Origin of the sequence: Synechococcus sp. NOUM97013 (assembly GCF_014279815.1) — a bacterium.
Lineage (GTDB): Bacteria > Cyanobacteriota > Cyanobacteriia > PCC-6307 > Cyanobiaceae > Synechococcus_C.
This window is the reverse complement of record NZ_CP047941.1, coordinates 783,391-801,157: the sequence shown is the minus strand read 5'-3', so window position 1 is coordinate 801,157 and position 17,767 is coordinate 783,391. Positions and strand designations below refer to the sequence as shown.

Genomic DNA, 17,767 nt, shown 5'->3' with positions numbered 1-17,767 from the left:
GATCTGGGATCACAATCAGCTCCCATTTAACGCCCCTCAGCCACCAGATCGACGCACTGCTGTAACAACACTGCCATTGGCGCATCCGTGCGCAACTGTCCTGCCATCACGCCACTCACCTGAGCCTGATACCCCTGGATGCGCAAGGCCTCAACCAGCGCCTGCAGCGCAGGCGGTCCGCCGATGCCAAGACGCTTGGCCAGCTCTGCCGTGGACCAGCAGCAGACAGGTTGGCCCGCATCCTTTTGCAGACGCTGCAACAGTCTCCGGCCCGCCGGCGAGAGCGAGCCAGCCAGCAGGGGATCAAGTCTGAGCAACGCTTGCAACAGCTCCGGCGACTGCAATGGACCGGTCCAGAGCGGCCCCGTCACCGCCCAACGGCCCAAGCCGTCCTCACAGGCACAGGGTCTCCAACCGGAGAGCTTGAGCAAGGACTGCACCGCCTGATCGCCGCAGCGCTCGCACCGCGCCAGCAGCCCCAATTGCGCCTCCTCTCGTGCAGCAGCCCGCTTCCGCAGACGCACCGCTAGTCGGAAGGTGCGCCCATCGCTGAAACAGGCAACCGGCTCAATGCCGCGTCCCAGCAACCAGGCTTCACGGGCGATCGCGGCCAGTTGCAGCCGCAGCGCTAGTTCCCAGCTCGCAGGATGGGCACGCGCCGCGGCGCCGAAGCGTCGGATCGCGGCCGGGCGGTCATGGCCGGTGGGGGAACGTCCGTCCGTGCTGGCGAGGATGAGCACACCGCCAAAGCGCAGCACCGCCAGGGCCGATTGCAGCAGCGCATTCGGACACCCAAAGGCATCGAGATCGATGAGATCAAAGAAGGTCTGGTCGAGATAGGCCTGACGCAAAAGCCGTTCAGCTGCCAAATGGCTAGTGCGCAACGTCAATGCTGGCGCGCTGCACAGTGACTGGAGATTGGCCGCTAGCAAGCAGGCCCGGTCGGGATCGGCGTCATTGACCCACAACTCCACCTCCCGTTGGGCGATCTGGCGCGCCTCTAGACCCCAGCGCAGGCCTCGGATCCCGCAACCGGCCATCAAATCGAGCCAGCGCAGAGGCCGCTGCGCCTGCGAAACCTGCAAGGCAGCCAAAAGCACCGAAAGATCTCTTGACGGACGGGAGTCCCTGCGAAAAAAACCGTCGCCGGTCTGCAGGCAGGCCGCCCCTTCGCGATAGTGAAGATCCGGTGATTTCAGCGCGTGCACGCAACCGCTCTCCAGCCTGCCTCCACGGGTGCCGACTGGGGTGAGGCGGGGGAATGGACCTGGATGGGCATGCGCTGCCACTGGCGCGTGCTGGGACCTGCGGATGCTCCCGCGATGGTGCTGGTGCATGGGTTTGGGGCCAGCAGCAGCCATTGGCGCCACAACGCCCATCCGCTCACGGCAGCGGGTTTCCGCGTGTTCAGCCTTGACCTGATTGGTTTCGGCCGCTCCCATCAGCCTGGTCTGAGCGCCCGACGCAGCCTTGACAACCGCCTCTGGGCTCTTCAACTGGCGGCCTTTCTGCGTGAGGTGGTGCAGAGGCCTGCCGTGCTGGTGGGGAACTCGTTGGGAGGCCTGACGGCGCTGACCACAGCCGCCCTCGCGCCGCAGCTCGTGCAGGCGGTGGTGGCGGCACCGCTCCCAGACCCCGCCCTGATCCAACCTGATCGCCGGCGTCCACCTCGATGGCTGCGACGCCTGCAACGGGTGCTAGTGCGAACGAGCTGTCGGTTGCTCCCGCTCGAACTGATCGTTCCCTTGATCAGCCGAACACCGCTGCTGCGTGCAGGACTCCAAGGTGCTTACCAGCGCTCGATCCGCAACGACAGGGAATTGCAGCGGTTGATCGCCCAACCCGCACGTCGTCTGTCAGCCCCACGCAGCCTGCGGGCCATGAGTGTTGGTATGGCTCTGCGGCCACCTCAGATGACGGCACCCAAGTTGCTGGAGCGTCTGCGCAACCGACGCCATGCCCCTCCAGTGCTGCTGCTGTGGGGACGCCAGGACCGCTTGGTCCCGCTGGTCATTGGTGAAAGCGTCCAGCAGCAACACCCGTGGCTGGAGCTGAAGGTGCTCGACAACACAGGCCATTGCCCCCATGACGAGACGCCGGATGCGTTCCATCAGGAGCTGCTGCACTGGCTGGACCGTAATTTGGGTGACACACGACGCGCATCCGGGATCGAGCACCAGGCATGAAGCACACCCTGTCGGTCCTGGTGGAGGACGAATCTGGAGCTCTCAGCCGCATTGCCGGCCTGTTCGCCCGCCGCGGATTCAACATCGACAGCCTGGCTGTCGGTCCGGGCGAAGCAGAAGGACGCTCCAGGCTGACCATGGTCGTTGAAGGCGACGAACAGACCGTTCAGCAGATGACCAAACAGCTCGACAAGCTGGTCAACGTGCTTCAGGTGCTGGATCTTTCCCAAAGGCCTGCTGTTGAACGTGAATTGATGCTGATGAAGGTGTCGGCCCCAGCACAGCAACGCAGCGGCATCCTGGAACTCGTTCAGGTGTTCCGCGCCAAGGTGGTGGATGTCGCGGATGACGCGCTCACCCTTGAGGTGGTGGGTGACCCTGGGAAACTGGTTGCCCTGGAACGTCTGATGGCTCCCTACGGCATTCTCGAGATCGCGAGAACCGGCAAGGTCGCTCTTGAGCGTGCTTCAGGTGTGAACACTGAATTACTGAAAGCCTCCATCAGCGGCGGGCGTGTGCCCGCCTGACAGAGGCTTCGCTGCAGTTGGGATCAAAGACCCGGCGTCAGCACCGTTGCTTTGATGATCTTGTCGTCCTGACGGATGGCATCCACCACATCAAGCCCTTCGGTGACGCGACCGAACACGGCGTAGCGCCCATCCAACTCGGGAAGAGGCTTCAGCGCGATGTAGAACTGCGCACTGGCTGAATCCGGAGCCTGGGAGCGCGCCATGGCCAAAGCTCCACGCTCATGGGTCAGTTTCAGCTGCAGCAGTTCACTCGGGTTGCTCACCACCCGGCTGTAGCGCGGACGCTCGTCACCGTTAAACGACAGCTCCAGAGGGATGAAGCGGGCCTGACCCGAGGACGGGTCAACAAAGCTTCCTGTGCCGTACTGGCTCTTGGGAGTGGAGACATCACTGGAAGCTGGATCACCGCCTTGAACCACAAACGGCACGGGTTCACGCACAACACGGTGAAACACGGTGCCGTCGTAGACGCCGCGTTTGACCAGATCAAGGAAATTGCCCGCGGTGACAGGGGCCGCATCACCATCGAGTTCCAGGGTGATCGCACCTTTGCTGGTAGTGATCTCCACAGACGCTTTGCCTTGAAGACAAGGACTGGATGACTGTTCACAACCAACCGGCATGGAAGCGGTGGTCTCAGAGGCACAGCTCACCAGCAACGGCAGGCAGAGCGCCATCGCAAGCAGAACCCGAAGCGATTGCCGAATCACGTTGCGATCAGAGTCCTTCAAGGTTCACCCCCAGGAAACGAGCCAGCTCAGCACCGTCTTGCTCAAGCTGTGCGAGGGGAAGCGGCTCACCCACACGGGTCAATGGCATGTCGCGACGGCCCTGGACACGCAAGGAAACGCGACGACGGGTGTTGAAACCATCACGCACCTCTACCTTCACAGCCTGGATGTCCTTCATGGGAATTTCCACACTGATAGGGCGGCGGAAGCCGCGACGGGAAATGGTCACCAGCCCAGCTGACTTGTCGAAACGATTGGAACCAGCGCCCACATCGATGGCAATCACAGACCACAGATAAGTGGCCAGCAAAGCGGCAGCAATGCTGTAAAGCCCCATGATCAGGCCCTGAGGGACAAACACCAGACCCGCGGGATGCCCGAGCGGAAGCAGATCACGCCCGAGGTAACTGGACAAAGAGGCGAAAAGAAATCCAACGCCGCCGATGGTGACCATGGCAGCCACCAAGACATTGGAGAGTCGCCGGGAACCGACGACAGGTTGTTCGAGCAGATCAGCGGCCATCACAGCCCGGAAGCAGCGCCCATTGTGACCGCTGAAGCGTTGCGACTGGCGATCATGCGGAGCACTGCCACAAACCCACTCACAAAAGCGGAAGAAACCCCGAAGAAACGTTCGGATACAAGCGATTTCAGGTGAAAGAGATCAGCCCCGCAATGCCCGTTGAGATTGTTAAGGTCGCCAGGTATCCCACAGCCTGCGGCTAACCGCACCGTTCTCCTCTCATGACGATCGCTGTAGGACGCGCGCCTCAGCGGGGATGGTTTGACGTCCTCGATGACTGGCTCAAGCGCGACCGCTTCGTTTTTGTCGGCTGGTCCGGCATTCTTCTCTTCCCCACGGCCTACCTGGCCATCGGTGGCTGGCTCACAGGCACCACCTTTGTTACCTCCTGGTACACCCACGGCATCGCCTCTTCGTACCTGGAAGGTTGCAACTTCCTGACAGCTGCTGTGTCCACCCCCGCTGATGCGATGGGTCACAGCCTTCTGCTGCTCTGGGGCCCTGAAGCCCAGGGTGACTTCGTTCGCTGGTGTCAGCTCGGTGGCCTTTGGGCCTTCGTGGCCCTGCACGGCGCCTTCGCTCTGATCGGCTTCATGCTGCGTCAGTTCGAGATCGCCCGTCTGGTCGGCATCCGCCCCTACAACGCCATCGCCTTCTCCGGTCCGATCGCGGTGTTCGTCAGCGTCTTCCTGATGTACCCCCTCGGCCAGAGCAGCTGGTTCTTCGCGCCCTCCTTTGGTGTGGCTGCGATCTTCCGCTTCCTTCTCTTCCTTCAGGGCTTCCATAACTGGACCCTGAATCCTTTCCACATGATGGGCGTCGCCGGCATCCTCGGCGGTGCACTGCTTTGCGCCATTCACGGTGCCACCGTGGAAAACACCTTGTTTGAGGACGGCGAGCAGGCCAACACCTTTAAGGCGTTCGAGCCCACTCAGGAAGAAGAGACCTATTCCATGGTCACCGCCAACCGCTTCTGGAGCCAAATCTTCGGAATTGCGTTCTCCAACAAGCGCTGGCTGCACTTCTTCATGCTGTTCGTGCCTGTGATGGGCCTGTGGACCAGCTCCATCGGCATCATCGGTCTGGCCCTCAACCTGCGCGCCTATGACTTCGTGTCCCAGGAAATCCGCGCTGCAGAAGATCCCGAATTCGAGACCTTCTACACCAAGAACATCCTTCTGAATGAAGGTCTGCGTGCCTGGATGGCACCGGCTGACCAGCCGCACGAAAACTTCGTCTTCCCTGAAGAGGTTCTGCCCCGTGGAAACGCCCTTTAATTCCGGTCTTATCGCCACTGGCGGTAAAGACCTCGACTCCACCGGCTACGCCTGGTGGTCCGGTAACGCTCGTCTCATCAACCTGTCCGGCCGTCTGCTGGGTGCCCACGTGGCCCACGCTGGTCTGATGGTGTTCTGGGCCGGAGCCATGATGCTGTTCGAGGTGAGTCACTTCACCTTCGACAAGCCCATGTATGAACAGGGCCTGATCCTGTTCCCCCACGTTGCAACCCTCGGTTACGGCGTTGGTCCTGGCGGTGAGGTCACCGATCTCTACCCCTTCTTCGTGGTCGGTGTTCTGCACCTGATCAGCTCTGCCGTGCTCGGCCTCGGCGGCCTCTATCACGCTCTCCGTGGTCCGGAGATCCTGGAGAACTACTCCACGTTCTTCTCCCAGGACTGGCGTGACAAGAATCAGATGACCAACATCATTGGTTATCACCTCATCCTTCTGGGCGTCGGCTGCCTGCTGCTGGTCTTCAAGGCCATGTTCTTCGGCGGCGTTTACGACACCTGGGCACCCGGTGGCGGCGACGTCCGCCTGATCACCAACCCGACTCTCGATCCGGGCGTGATCTTCGGTTATCTGTTCCGCGCCCCCTTCGGTGGTGAGGGCTGGATCATCGGTGTGAACTCCATGGAGGACATCATCGGTGGCCACATCTGGTTGGGTCTGACCCTGATCTTTGGTGGCATCTGGCACGTGATCACCAAGCCTTTCGGCTGGGTGCGTCGCGCCTTCATCTGGAACGGTGAGGCCTACCTGAGCTACAGCCTCGGCGCCCTGAGCTTCATGAGCTTCATCGCCTCGGCTTACATCTGGTTCAACAACACTGCTTACCCCTCGGAGTTCTACGGCCCCACAAACGCCGAATCCTCCCAGGCCCAAAGCTTCACCTTCCTGGTGCGTGACCAACGCCTGGGCGCGAACATCGGTTCCGCCATGGGCCCCACCGGCCTTGGTAAATATCTGATGCGCTCCCCCACCGGCGAAATCATCTTCGGTGGTGAAACCATGCGCTTCTGGGACTTCCGTGGCCCTTGGCTGGAGCCCCTGCGTGGCCCCAACGGTCTGAGCCTCGACAAGCTTCAGAACGACATTCAGCCCTGGCAGGTTCGTCGTGCTGCTGAGTACATGACCCACGCGCCCAACGCGTCGATCAACTCAGTGGGCGGCATCATCACCGAGCCCAACTCGGTGAACTTCGTGAACATCCGCCAGTGGCTGGCTGCAACCCAGTTCGTGCTCGCCTTCTTCTTCCTGGTGGGTCACCTCTGGCATGCTGGCCGCGCTCGCGCTGCTGCTGCTGGCTTCGAGAAAGGCATCGACCGTCAGGCCGAGCCCACCCTCGCCATGCCCGACCTCGACTGATCACCCCGATCAATCGACCAGTCAATACAAGCGATTGTCATTCACCCTCGCCTCACGGCGAGGGTTTTTTATTGGGAACAAACGAATGCTTGGTTAAACAGCACCCAACAAAATCGCAACCCAATTATCAAAATGATGCGTCAACCATTCCGCATCAGCAGGCAAAAGAATAAGGATCAACTCCCCGTTATGAGGATTGATTGCCAGTTTTAGAATCCATCAGCTTCATCAACCGATCAAGCATGACGCGTTGATCATCCAAGCGAGTCTGCATCTCGGACAGCGTCGTCAGAAGGCGGCGTTCGCTTTCTTTCTTCTCCTCAAGAAGCTTTTCCAGAATTGCAATTCGTCGATCAGCATCACCGTCATCAGACGAAGTCAAGCGTTCGATTTCTGCTTCGAGTTCAGCAAGGCGATCGCGCAACAGCTGGATTTCAGAAGGATCGTCCGTTCGAAGGGCTGCCACAACAGGTGCTTCAGACTGATCAGATGACGGATCGAAAACGGGAATATCAACACCAGCCCCTAATAATTCCTGAGCAGACACTGTCATGCCATTCATCCCAGGAAGTGCAGAAAGCCGCTCAGTATGGGCCTTCGGAGGACTGCCACCAAACCCAAACGAGAATCCAAGACGACCCATCAACGGGCCACCAAGCGTCTGAGTGGGAGTGGTCGCCAAACCAGCATTGAAGAACAAACGCTCCTTCATTTTCACCGCACATCCAAGTGCACCAGCCCATTGATTGCCATAGGCCCCAGTTCCAATACCACAGCGGAGATTTTCATCTGGGAGAAGCGTCGTTTGAGGAATAGCACTCAACGATGCACTGAGAGCCCCAACAGCACTCACAGTATCTAGAAGAGAATCAACACTGAAATTGGTTGTACCAAGATTGCCCCGCCGATCAGTCGTCACAAAACGCTTCTCGCCATTTTGTTGATAGTGATCACCGACAAAACCTTTATCTGGATTCGCCAATCCAGGCAACCAGTAAGGGGATTGCCTTGTCCCTAATGCAACCTGGTGATCTCTTTGCGTGAATGAATTACTCCCTAGTGCCGTGGAAGCGTAGTGTGCTGCATGAGCAGCACTACCAATCGCAGTTGCGGCACGGGCAGTCGCCTTTGTGGAAGATCCAAGCGAAAGTGCATTGGGAGCAGCTGAATGTGACCGAAAACCAACCGCGGTTGAAAAGCGTGAAGAAGCTCTCGCACGCTCACCAACAGCAATAACACTGGTGCCTCTAGCTAAGGCATTGGTGCCGATTGCAACACCATTGGTGTTGTAACCAAGTGCTCGCGCTCCCGTACCAATCGCAATCACATTGCGTCCTTCAGCCACGGCATCAGTGCCCTGGGCGACTGCATTGAAACCGATCGCCCTGGCATTCGTTCCCGAAGCCTGCGTATTACTGCCACTGGAATAGGCAGCGACACCAGAGGCTTGTGTGTTGGTTCCAGTGGCTTCTGCAGATGTGCCAACAGCACTGACATTGGTTCCATTCGCCACTGCAGACACACCTTGGGCGACTGCATTAACACCTGAAGATTTGGCCCCGGATCCAGAGGCTGACGTATTCACTCCACTTGCAAAAGCCGATGTTCCCTGAGCCAACACATTGGTGCCACTGGCAACTGAGGCAACACCTGTGGCCAATGAATTGAAACCTGAAGCACTCGCTCCAGTGCCCTCCGCACGCACGTTGGTGCCACTCGCCGAAGCTCCAACACCCACTGCAAATGCATTGGAACCTGAGGCAAGGGAACTCGTTCCGGATGCTGAAGTGTTGGCACCGGTAGCAAGAGACAACGTTCCAGACGCCCGCACATTCGTTCCAGATGCAGTTGCTCCAACACCCGTGGCGAGTGCGTTGAACCCTGAAGCACTAGCGTCCGTTCCCTCCGCACGCACATTGGTGCCACTTGCAGTCGCACCAACACCCGTGGCGAATGCGTTGAACCCTGAAGCACTAGCGTCCGTTCCCTCCGCACGCACATTGGTGCCACTTGCAGTCGCACCAACACCCGATGCGAATGCATTCACGCCTGCAGCATTGGCGCCAGTGCCCTCCGCACGTGAGTTGGTGCCAGTAGCGCGTGCAGATGTACCTGAGGCCGTCACATTCACTCCATCGGCGAATGCATTCACGCCCTGCGCTTTTGCATTCGTTCCAACGGCTCGGGCGCCAGTGCCTGACGCCGTGACGTTGACACCATTCGCGTTTGCATTCGTACCCATGGAATATGCATTCGTTCCCTTGGCGTAGGCCGATACTCCATAGGCAGAAGAATTAGGTGACTGAGTACCTACGATTGACTCAAGACCAAAGGCCATCGAATTAACACCTCGGGCGAGGCTGTCTGTACCAAAAGCTGTTGAATTAACAGCCACAGCATGCGAATCGGTGCCATAGGCGAATGCATCATCAGACATCGCCCGTGATGAGGTCCCGTAAGAATATCCACGGGTACCACTTGCATAAGAGTCGAGGCCATATGCAGATGCGTCACCAGCAACAACAGTTGCATTCGTCCCTGTAGACAAAGAGTCGTTAGCAGAAGAATTAGCTCGAGCACTATCACCAAAGGCGTAAGAGTCATCGCCGCGCGCTACTGCACCAATACCAAACGCAAATGCGTTATTTCCAACAGCAATCGCCCCAGGTCCAAAAGCAAAGGCATTCGATCCATTCGCTTGAGCATCTACGCCAAAAGCAACCGAATTCACACCAATGGCAGATGCATCTGTCGCAATAGCTGTAGAGCGCTCACCACTGGCGACAGCGCGAGTGCCAAAAGCAAATGCTTCATTTCCAGTAGAAGAACTACTTGTACCAATCGCAAGAGAGTCTCGATCAATGGCAATCGATGAAGTACCAATGGCAATTGAATCGGACCCACTTCCTGTCGCTTTCTGACCAAAGGCAATCGAGCGCACACCTGACGCTTTGGAACTAGAACCAATCGCCGTGCTGTTTTCTCGAATCGCTTGAGACTTGTAGCCAATAGCAATCGAATCAAGAGCTGAAGACTGTGACTCAAGCCCAAAAGCCATGGCACCTTGAGCAGAGGCTTTCGATGAGGTTCCAAAAGCAAGCGAATTATTTGCTACAGCAAGTGATTGTGCACCAACAGCGACAGAATCATAAGCAAAGGCATTAGCCTTAAAGCCAATCGCCGTGGATTGAAAACCACTCGCACTCGCATTGGTTCCTAGTGCCAACGTCGATGTATTCGTAGAGGAGGAACCTGTGCCAATTGCCACCGAGTCTAAATTTGATGCTTTTGACCTGGCACCAGCCGAAAAGGAATTATTTCCAGATGCGTTGGCCCTATCACCAAGCGCTTGAGCGTTCTCACCGCTGGCTTGAGAATTGGAACCAACAGAAAGAGAATAATTTCCAGATGCGTTGGCATTCGCACCGAAAGCTAAAGCCTGATTGGCAATAGCTTGCGATTGCGTACCAGCAGCAAAGGATTCATTCTGGGTGGAATTGGCAGAAACACCCAGCGCCACTGCGTCACGACCAGTTGCTGTTGCATTAGAACCAATCGCAAAACTATTTTTTCCGCTGGCAGTAGCCGTTGTTCCAAAGGCCGTGGCATTGGTCTCGGTTGCTTTGGCAGACAAACCAACGGCATAGGATGCATCACCACTGGCATTCGCTTTTGTTCCAAAGGCCGTGGCATTAGCTGCAGTGGCGAGGGAACCGACACCTAACGCATAGGCATTCGTAGCAGTTGCCGATGCACTAGTGGCAAGGGCCACCGAGTTATTTCCTGTTGCGCTGGCACGCAAACCTGCGGCATAGGCTCCGTCCTTCGTTGCTTTCGCCGAACTGCCCAAAGCCATTGAATTCACACCTGTGGCTTGTGACTGATAACCAGCAGCAAAAGAATCCTTCGCGCTAGCTGTTGTATTCGTGCCTAGTGCGATGGCGTTACTAGCAGAGGCATTTGCTTTATAACCGGCAGCGATCGCATCGGTTCCATCGGCATACGAATAAGCAGCAAGAGCCATCGCCCCATTTTGAAGTGCCTTACTCGAAGCTCCAACGGCAAGTGCTTGATCGGCATCGGCATAACTAGACACACCAATCGCTGTACTGTTAGCTCCAACCGCTTGCGCAGATCCACCCATTGCGATCGTATTCACATTCGTGGCATTCGCATAGGCACCAAAGGCAATAGCGCCAGTATTTGTAGCCTTCGCTTTCACGCCAGAGGCAATCGCTTTGGAGGCATTAGCAAACGCCTGCGTACCGGTTGCCATCGAATTATTTCCTGTGGCAGTGGCACAGGAGCCATAGGCCAAAGCATTGGTACTGGTGGCCGATGAATTCATCCCCAAGGCCATGCTGTTGACGCCCGTCGCTTTCGCCTTAAGACCCGCCGCAAAAGCATCCGTGGTATTCGCCAATGATTTCGTCCCCAACGCCATCGAATTGTTGGCTAAAGCACTGGCATTGGTTCCAAAGGCCGTGGCATTGGCATTACTCGCATTTGAATAAGCACCAATCGCAATCGTATCCGTATCAAGCGATCGTGATTTCAAACCCAATGCCATCGACTTCGTTCCACTCGCCTGAGCATCCAAGCCAACTGCAATGCTGTTTGGTGATGATGCTGCTGCAGCATGTCCAATCGCCGTTGCATTATTGGCATTCGCATTGGCACCAACACCAAAGGCCATCGTGTAATTCGCTGTGGCTGTGGCGTTCGCGCCAAATGACAACGCACCCGTCTGATTTGAAATCGCCTTCGTGCCGATTGCCACCGTGTTGACGGCCCTTGCCTGTGCAGCAACGCCGAACGCTAAAGAGTTTTCAGCTGTTGATTTTGCCTTGGCAGCAATCGCAACGGAATCCTCCCCACTCGATAGCGAATCAATACCAATAGCAATCGAATTCGAACCAGATGCTGTTGCATTGGCAGAGATAGCAGTGGCGTTAATCTTTATGGCTTTGGCTGAAACACCAAAGGCCTGAGCATTCGTCTTTGTAGCTAGAGAATCCACACCGATTGCGATGGAATTATTCCCAGCAGCAGAAGAGTTAGAACTGATTGCGGTGGCATTCGTACCATTAGCTTTTGATTCCGTACCAAAAGCCAAGGCATTACCGCCCTGAGCATTAGCAAACACACCCAAGGCAACAGAATTATTTCCTGATGCGTTGGCTTGAACCGATAAGGCCGCAGAATTCACACCAACCGATTTGGAGAAATAACCGATCGCCATCGAATTCGCCCCCTTTGCTGAGGCATTCACAGCGATAGCAGTGGAGTTCGTCCCAATCGAGGACGCATTGGTTCCAAGTGCTAATGAGCTTGCCTGCTGGGCAAAGGATTGAACACCGATCGCCAACGATGAGGTGCCATTGGCATTCGCACTAGCACCAATCGCACCAGCATTCACACCACAAGCTGTGGTGTTGGGGCCAATCACAAAAGAATTGGTTCGATTCGCAAATGATTGGGCACCAATTGCCGTGGAATTGTTGCCGTTTGCATAGGCATGGGCACCAAAGGCCATGGAATTAATCCCATTGGCCGTCGCATTGGTTCCAATGGATGTTGCGTTCCTTTTCGAAGAGTTTGCTTTAAAACCAATCGCAATCGAATCCACGCCCGAGGAAACAGCCTGCGTGCCAAGGGCCAAGGAATTGTTGCCTAACGCGCAAGCTTGAACGCCAACGGCCATCGCGTCTTGGCCCTGCGTGTTCGCCTTGTAACCAATCGCTCCTGCTCCAGTGCCATTGGCAATGGCTCCAGCACCAATCAAAAAGGAGTTGTTAAACGTAGCCGATGTATTCGTACCAATCGCAATCGCATTGGTGCCAGTTGATGATGCATTCGCACCAAGAGCGATAGAGCCATAATTCGCAGAATTTGAGCGGGCACCGATTGCAATAGAGTCAACTCCAGATGCATTGGCTTCAGTGCCTAAGGCGACGGCAGATGTATTAGCAGCCTTCGCATCCGCACCAATCGCAATAGAACCAACTCCAGATGCTTTTGATTCAGTGCCAAATGCTATGGCATTAACTTCCGACGCATTTGCCTCTGCCCCCATTGCAATCGACTTCTCAGCTGTGGCATTAGCCCCACCTCCAATGGCAATTGCTTTCTCTTTTGTAGCCGAAGCCTCAGCTCCAATAGCAATTGACTCATCACCAGAAGCGGTAGCAGCAACAAGCGCAAGAGAATCTTTGCCTGAAGCAACCGTTCCTGCCCCAATACTGACTGCACCCTTTGCCGTGGCTTTTGCATTGTCACCAATACTGATTGTTGAATCTTTGGAGGCGGTGACTTTATTACCTATCGCGATTTGGTTTTTTCCATCATCAGTTACAGCAATATTACCCATAGCAATTGCTCCAGCACTAGCTCCAGTTCCGACCGCATTACCTATAGCAATCGCTCCAGCGGCAGCACCAACTATCGCGGTATTACCTATCGCAATTGAACTCGCACCTGACACCTGAGATTGATTGCCAAGCACAATTGAACCTTCAACTAATTTTTCAAGATCACCTAGAGATATCGCGCCATCGGCCTCCAAAATTTTTGAAGTATCACCGATAATAATATTATTACCACCAAAACCATTTGTCAAAGATCCGCCAATTAGTACATTATCGCCGCCTGCTGTATTTTTAACATTTGAACCAATCGCAATAACACCTTCTCCTGCTTCGACGCTCACACCTATTTCTCCAACCCCAATTGCAATGGATTCAGTTCCAGATATTTTCGCTCCTCCGTCACCGACTCCAATCGCAATGGAGTTTTCTCCGCTTGCTACCGCTCCTCCTTCTCCGACTCCAATCGCAATGGTTTCCTCTCCCACAGTGTTGGCACCAGGACCAATGGCAAGCGTCCCAGACGTCGTCGCAAGGCCACCCAAATCGGCCCAACCTTCTGAGCCTTCTGAGGCACATGAGACAAGATCGACACCTTCTGCACTAAAAGTAAAATTAGCCTCACCTTCCGTATCAATCACAATGTTTGCATCATCGATATTGACGTCCGTCATCTCGATATAGCCACCACCAACAATATTTGTGGCACCATCGACCGTTCCTCCACCTCCACAGATACCACCGCAATCAACGCTTCCGTCAATTGCGATCAATGTCACATCGCCAGTAAACTCATCTGCCTCAAGACTTGTGACCTGCAGCAACCCAACTTCGCCTGCAACATTGAGAATGCCATCACCTGCAACCGTGAGCAACCTTTCGTTTGTTGCAGCGGTTATTTGTGCTGGTGGAACACAGACACCACCCCCACTAGGGCGCGCAATGGCTGAAACAGAAGTAGAAGGCGCGACGGACTTCGAAAGCCCATTGAGGAGTGAACCTAATCCTAAAACTGTGGAACCCAAGGCCTGATCAAAGGATGAAGCCGATGAACCGGTGCTCGTTGCCTTTGGGTGTGGAATACACGACGTAGAATTAAAAGTTCCTTGCGCATTCGAATACTGCTGAAAACAAGTATTTTGGTTATAACTTGACTGGGATACTGCAGTCGTATACCCGTTAGCAGTTAAGTAGTATGTATTATCAGGTATTAGCGAAGATTGCGAAGCATAAAGATTGCCGTTGCTATCGACTGAAGGCGTCGAGGGTGAATAGTTAGCTGTTCCACTCTGAGCGTAGACGGACCAGCCAAGATCCTTAAAACCTGCGACCAGAGGGGTGACTGTGGATTGATTTGCATACCACTTAACATCTGTCTTTTTAAAATCGCTGGCATTACCGGAATCAACCGTAGTGTCTCCATCGGAGGATGTACATCCAGTGGAAGTAATGCCTGTATTGCATTTGATATATTGAGTTGCCTTCGTCGAAGTATTTGTATAACTATAAACGTGTCCACTCGCTACCGCTGATACAGCTACTTGGTAAGTTGATGTGGAGTCGCTTGTTTTTGCAGAAGAATTAGGCTTAGCAGGGAGTTGATCAGGCATCTTGCCTGAAGTCAGACCCGGCATTGAATAGTTACTCGCGTTAGAACCTATCGCGAATTGATTGGTTTTGTTGGCTACGGAACCAGCACCAATGGCCACTGAATTTTCAGCACTGGCCACAGCAGATGGGCCCAAGGCCAGAGAGTTAAGGCCTGATGCATTTGAACCTACGCCGATCGCAGTAGAATTAACAGCTTTGCTTAAAGATGAAGCTCCTACAGCTATAGAACTGGTATTAGAAGCAGACGAAGATGTTCCAATAGCAACAGAATTGACGCCCGCAGATTTTGTATTCGTTCCTAATGCAATTGAATTTGCCTTAGATGCAGAAGAGTTTGCACCAATTGTTGTAGAAAAATCACCTACAGAGCTGGAATTTGTTCCAATAGCCAACGAATTGGCTTTTGAACTTAAAGAAGATGATCCTATTGCAAGCGCATCAGAGCCGTTGCTGATCGCAGCAAAACCCAAAGATGTAGCACCTTGTGACAATGCACATGAGGCATTGCCGATCGCTGTAGCGCTTGTATTACTTGCATTCGATGAAGCTCCAACAGCAGTTGAAAAATCACCAGTCGCACTAGCTGATTCCCCGATTGCAACAGCACCACTGCTTGTTGCAGAACCACCTCCAGCATCGAATGCGCCTGAGTGCGCGGCACCAGAATAAAGAGAAACCGAGACTTGTAATAGCCAAAAGAGCAGCAAGCCGTGGCGTGATTTCAAGGCTGCTCAAACCAGTCATCAAACCTTAGAGATCGCTGAGAAGCGAAAGGCTAAAAAACAATTAAGAATTTGGGCCACTCTTAATTTTTTGAATACTTGATTCAACATTGGAAGGCAGAATCTCTTTGCAAGATTCGAGCGCAATCTCACTAATTTTGTAACCAAGAAATCGAATAAAACGCTGTTCTTCCAATTTTTGATCAATCCCCTCAATATCCATACCATATTGAAATTTGACCAATTGAAAAACGGGCGTAGCGCTTGTATTCAAGGCAAGTTTATAATCCATGTCTAATCTTCTTAATGCACAAACAGTTAGTGCCGCCTGCTTGATAGACAACGCAAAAGCATCCTTACTCATCGGATTAACGCGATTTTGGATGGTCTGCTCAGCTGCCACACCAGGGAACAAACAAGCCAACAAGCCTGCAAAGCAAAATCCACATAGAGCCAAGCGTCGCAATTGCAAAGACATCTCAAGACTAACTTTTATCCAAACAACACCTTAACTCAATTTGACAAGATCTCAACTCGAGATTTCTTCAATCCCTGCGTCAGGCAATAGAAGAATTGTTCATTTGGATCGTGGCCTCAACCATTCCCTCGCTCGACACACACGTCTCACATTGCTTCTGAGGCGGAACCAAGCGCACAGCGCAACCGAGAACCACCGTCATCGGGCAGAGGCGGCGAGCAAAGCATCACACTCAACAAGACAGCGCATCACTCAAGACCCAGGCAAGTTGCTCTCAATTTCTGCTAACAAAGACTTCATCCCCAGCTCAGCCATTGCAACGAGCTCCTTCTGATTGCTAATAATTTTCTGATCGGCGACGTAGATCGACAACAATTTGCGCGCCTTGTCATTGAGATCAGCGGATTTGTACTCCACACCATTGATCGTCACTGTTTCAGGCAAGCCATCAGCGACCACTGCCCAAGATGCATCGGCGGCGGCACTGATCTCAAACCCAAAGGAAGAAGCAGAGGATGTGGAAGTCGACGATTGCTGAGCCATGGGTCGAATGCATTCCCATGGATTATCGACTGAAGGAAGTAAGATTCAAACCAAGGCAAGACAAAACCAGTCAGATTTCTGTAACACACCCTTGCTAAGGGCAAAAAAGTGTCGATCAGAGCATCAAACCGAAAAATTAACAAGCATCAATACTTACACACATTTCTGATAGCTTTACTATCAACTCACTCGTCGAACAGCATAATCTCTCTGCATAAAAGCGTGATTGCACCCATCTTTGCCACAATCTTCAAGCCGATTTTACTGGCATCAAGCATGCTGCGACCATTGAATCGATGCTTACGCTTTTTGGACTTCAATCACTGGGTTCGCTGCAAAACACCTGAATCGCTCACTGCAGGCCACCACTCCTAAGCGCCTGGCGAGCCGAACCGTCGACACCACACGCACCGAAAAGGAAACACCCATAGAGAGGTGCGCAGCATGACCGACTTCAGCAACGGCCTGCTGCGCCAGCAACAACTAAGCCCCGTGGTGTTTCGCTCAGAAACCCATATCCAACAAGGTATGGCTCTCAGGTGGTTCATGCCGTTCCTGACCAGCCGACGGCAGCGCCTGGCCAGCATCAGCCCCGCTTAGTGACCCTGTGGCCTGCATGAGGTAGTCCTGTTCGGCAGACAGATTCAATGATGCTGAACGCGACGCTGTGGAACGCACTGACAACGGCTCCATTCCTGAAGCGCTGAGAGCGAGAGTTCCTGCGAGCAACAGTGCACCCGTAACAGGGAGAAGACAACGAAGCATGGCCAAAAGTGTGAGGAAGGGCCTGACTTCGCATTAGCTACGGGCGTCAAAAAATGGCAATGCCGATGGTGGCGTTGCGTTAAGGCAAGGACGACAACCATCGCCGCAACAGCGGAAGACTCAAACCGATCACGTTGGAATAGCAGCCATCAAGACGCTCCACACAACTGCCGCCACGGCCTTCCAGAGCGAAGCCTCCGGCACATTGCAGCGGCTCCCCACTGTTCACATAGGTCTCAATCTCCGGATCGCTGAGGTCGGAAAACAACACGCGGGTGGTTACGCAGGCCCGTCGCGGACTGAAAGAGTCCTTCGAGGCCGGTACAAGCAGGCAGTGCCCGGTGTGCAGCTCTCCCCAACCGCCACGCATGCTGCGCCAGCGCTCGGCCGCCTGTTGGGCATCCACCGGCTTGCCGAACACCACTCCGTTGAACACCAGCACCGAATCGCATCCCAAGACAGCGGAGATGCCTGTTTCTTCCAGCTGCGACGCCACCGCTTCTGCTTTGGCCTTGGCCAACAGCTGAACCAACGTGGATGGGTCTGAATCCTGGATGGTGGACTCATCCACACCGCTGATCTGCACCCGATGGGGAATGGCCGCTTGCTCGAGCAGACGACGTCGTGCCGGGGACGCGGAAGCCAGCAGCAGCATGAAGCCCTC

Annotated in this window: 12 protein-coding genes; 5 read left to right on the top strand and 7 right to left on the bottom strand. The window is 54.6% G+C overall.

Annotation, left to right across the window (positions count from 1 at the left end):
• Nucleotides 1–26: 26 nt before the first annotated feature.
• Nucleotides 27–1,208 carry a N2,N2-dimethylguanosine tRNA methyltransferase gene (locus SynNOUM97013_RS04100; protein WP_255442966.1) on the bottom strand — a complete coding sequence of 394 codons (1,182 nt, stop codon included), beginning with the start codon at nt 1,206–1,208 and terminating at the stop codon, nt 27–29.
• On the opposite strand from SynNOUM97013_RS04100, the gene SynNOUM97013_RS04095 reads away from it, so the two are divergent.
• Entirely contained in the window at nt 1,203–2,186 is a 984-nt protein-coding gene (locus SynNOUM97013_RS04095) for an alpha/beta fold hydrolase (RefSeq protein ID WP_255442965.1), read from the top strand. The two genes, SynNOUM97013_RS04100 and SynNOUM97013_RS04095, sit on opposite strands and share 6 nt — an antisense overlap.
• Nucleotides 2,183–2,713: an acetolactate synthase small subunit gene (gene ilvN / locus SynNOUM97013_RS04090; RefSeq protein ID WP_186480885.1), complete on the top strand. Its 531-nt coding sequence runs from the start codon at nt 2,183–2,185 to the stop codon at nt 2,711–2,713. Before SynNOUM97013_RS04095 ends, ilvN begins: the two co-directional genes overlap by 4 nt.
• Nucleotides 2,714–2,736: 23 nt before the next feature.
• On the opposite strand, the gene SynNOUM97013_RS04085 is transcribed toward ilvN, so the two are convergent.
• Complete coding sequence (locus tag SynNOUM97013_RS04085) at nt 2,737–3,393, bottom strand: peptidylprolyl isomerase (protein ID WP_186481418.1); 657 nt, start codon at nt 3,391–3,393, stop codon at nt 2,737–2,739.
• A gap of 40 nt (nt 3,394–3,433) precedes the next feature.
• Nucleotides 3,434–3,970 (bottom strand): photosystem I assembly protein Ycf4, encoded by a 537-nt coding sequence (locus SynNOUM97013_RS04080; RefSeq protein WP_186480884.1) that lies wholly within the window; start codon nt 3,968–3,970, stop codon nt 3,434–3,436.
• A 221-nt stretch (nt 3,971–4,191) separates the two neighbouring features.
• Here SynNOUM97013_RS04080 and psbD point away from each other — a divergent pair, with 221 nt between their 5' ends.
• Together psbD and psbC are read left to right on the top strand one after the other, a co-directional pair.
• Nucleotides 4,192–5,247, top strand: a complete 1,056-nt coding sequence (psbD, locus tag SynNOUM97013_RS04075; protein WP_006041823.1) for a photosystem II D2 protein (photosystem q(a) protein) — start codon at nt 4,192–4,194, stop codon at nt 5,245–5,247.
• Nucleotides 5,231–6,619 (top strand): photosystem II reaction center protein CP43, encoded by a 1,389-nt coding sequence (gene psbC / locus SynNOUM97013_RS04070; RefSeq protein WP_186480883.1) that lies wholly within the window; start codon nt 5,231–5,233, stop codon nt 6,617–6,619. The genes psbD and psbC overlap by 17 nt, the downstream gene beginning before the upstream one ends.
• Before the next feature lie 187 nt (nt 6,620–6,806).
• On the opposite strand, the gene SynNOUM97013_RS04065 is transcribed toward psbC, so the two are convergent.
• The 3 genes from SynNOUM97013_RS04065 to SynNOUM97013_RS04055 form a co-directional block, all read right to left on the bottom strand.
• Nucleotides 6,807–15,320 (bottom strand): YadA-like family protein, encoded by an 8,514-nt coding sequence (locus SynNOUM97013_RS04065; RefSeq protein WP_186480882.1) that lies wholly within the window; start codon nt 15,318–15,320, stop codon nt 6,807–6,809.
• A gap of 61 nt (nt 15,321–15,381) precedes the next feature.
• A complete protein-coding gene (locus tag SynNOUM97013_RS04060) occupies nt 15,382–15,795 on the bottom strand; it encodes a hypothetical protein (protein WP_186480881.1) in 414 nt (137 codons plus the stop codon).
• A 252-nt stretch (nt 15,796–16,047) separates the two neighbouring features.
• Entirely contained in the window at nt 16,048–16,338 is a 291-nt protein-coding gene (locus tag SynNOUM97013_RS04055; protein WP_186480880.1) for a hypothetical protein, read from the bottom strand.
• 444 nt (nt 16,339–16,782) lie between these two features.
• Here SynNOUM97013_RS04055 and SynNOUM97013_RS04050 point away from each other — a divergent pair, with 444 nt between their 5' ends.
• A complete protein-coding gene (locus tag SynNOUM97013_RS04050) occupies nt 16,783–16,938 on the top strand; it encodes a hypothetical protein (protein WP_186480879.1) in 156 nt (51 codons plus the stop codon).
• A 244-nt stretch (nt 16,939–17,182) separates the two neighbouring features.
• On the opposite strand, the gene SynNOUM97013_RS04045 is transcribed toward SynNOUM97013_RS04050, so the two are convergent.
• Entirely contained in the window at nt 17,183–17,758 is a 576-nt protein-coding gene (locus tag SynNOUM97013_RS04045; RefSeq protein ID WP_186480878.1) for a nucleoside triphosphate pyrophosphatase, read from the bottom strand.
• Nucleotides 17,759–17,767 lie beyond the last annotated feature (9 nt).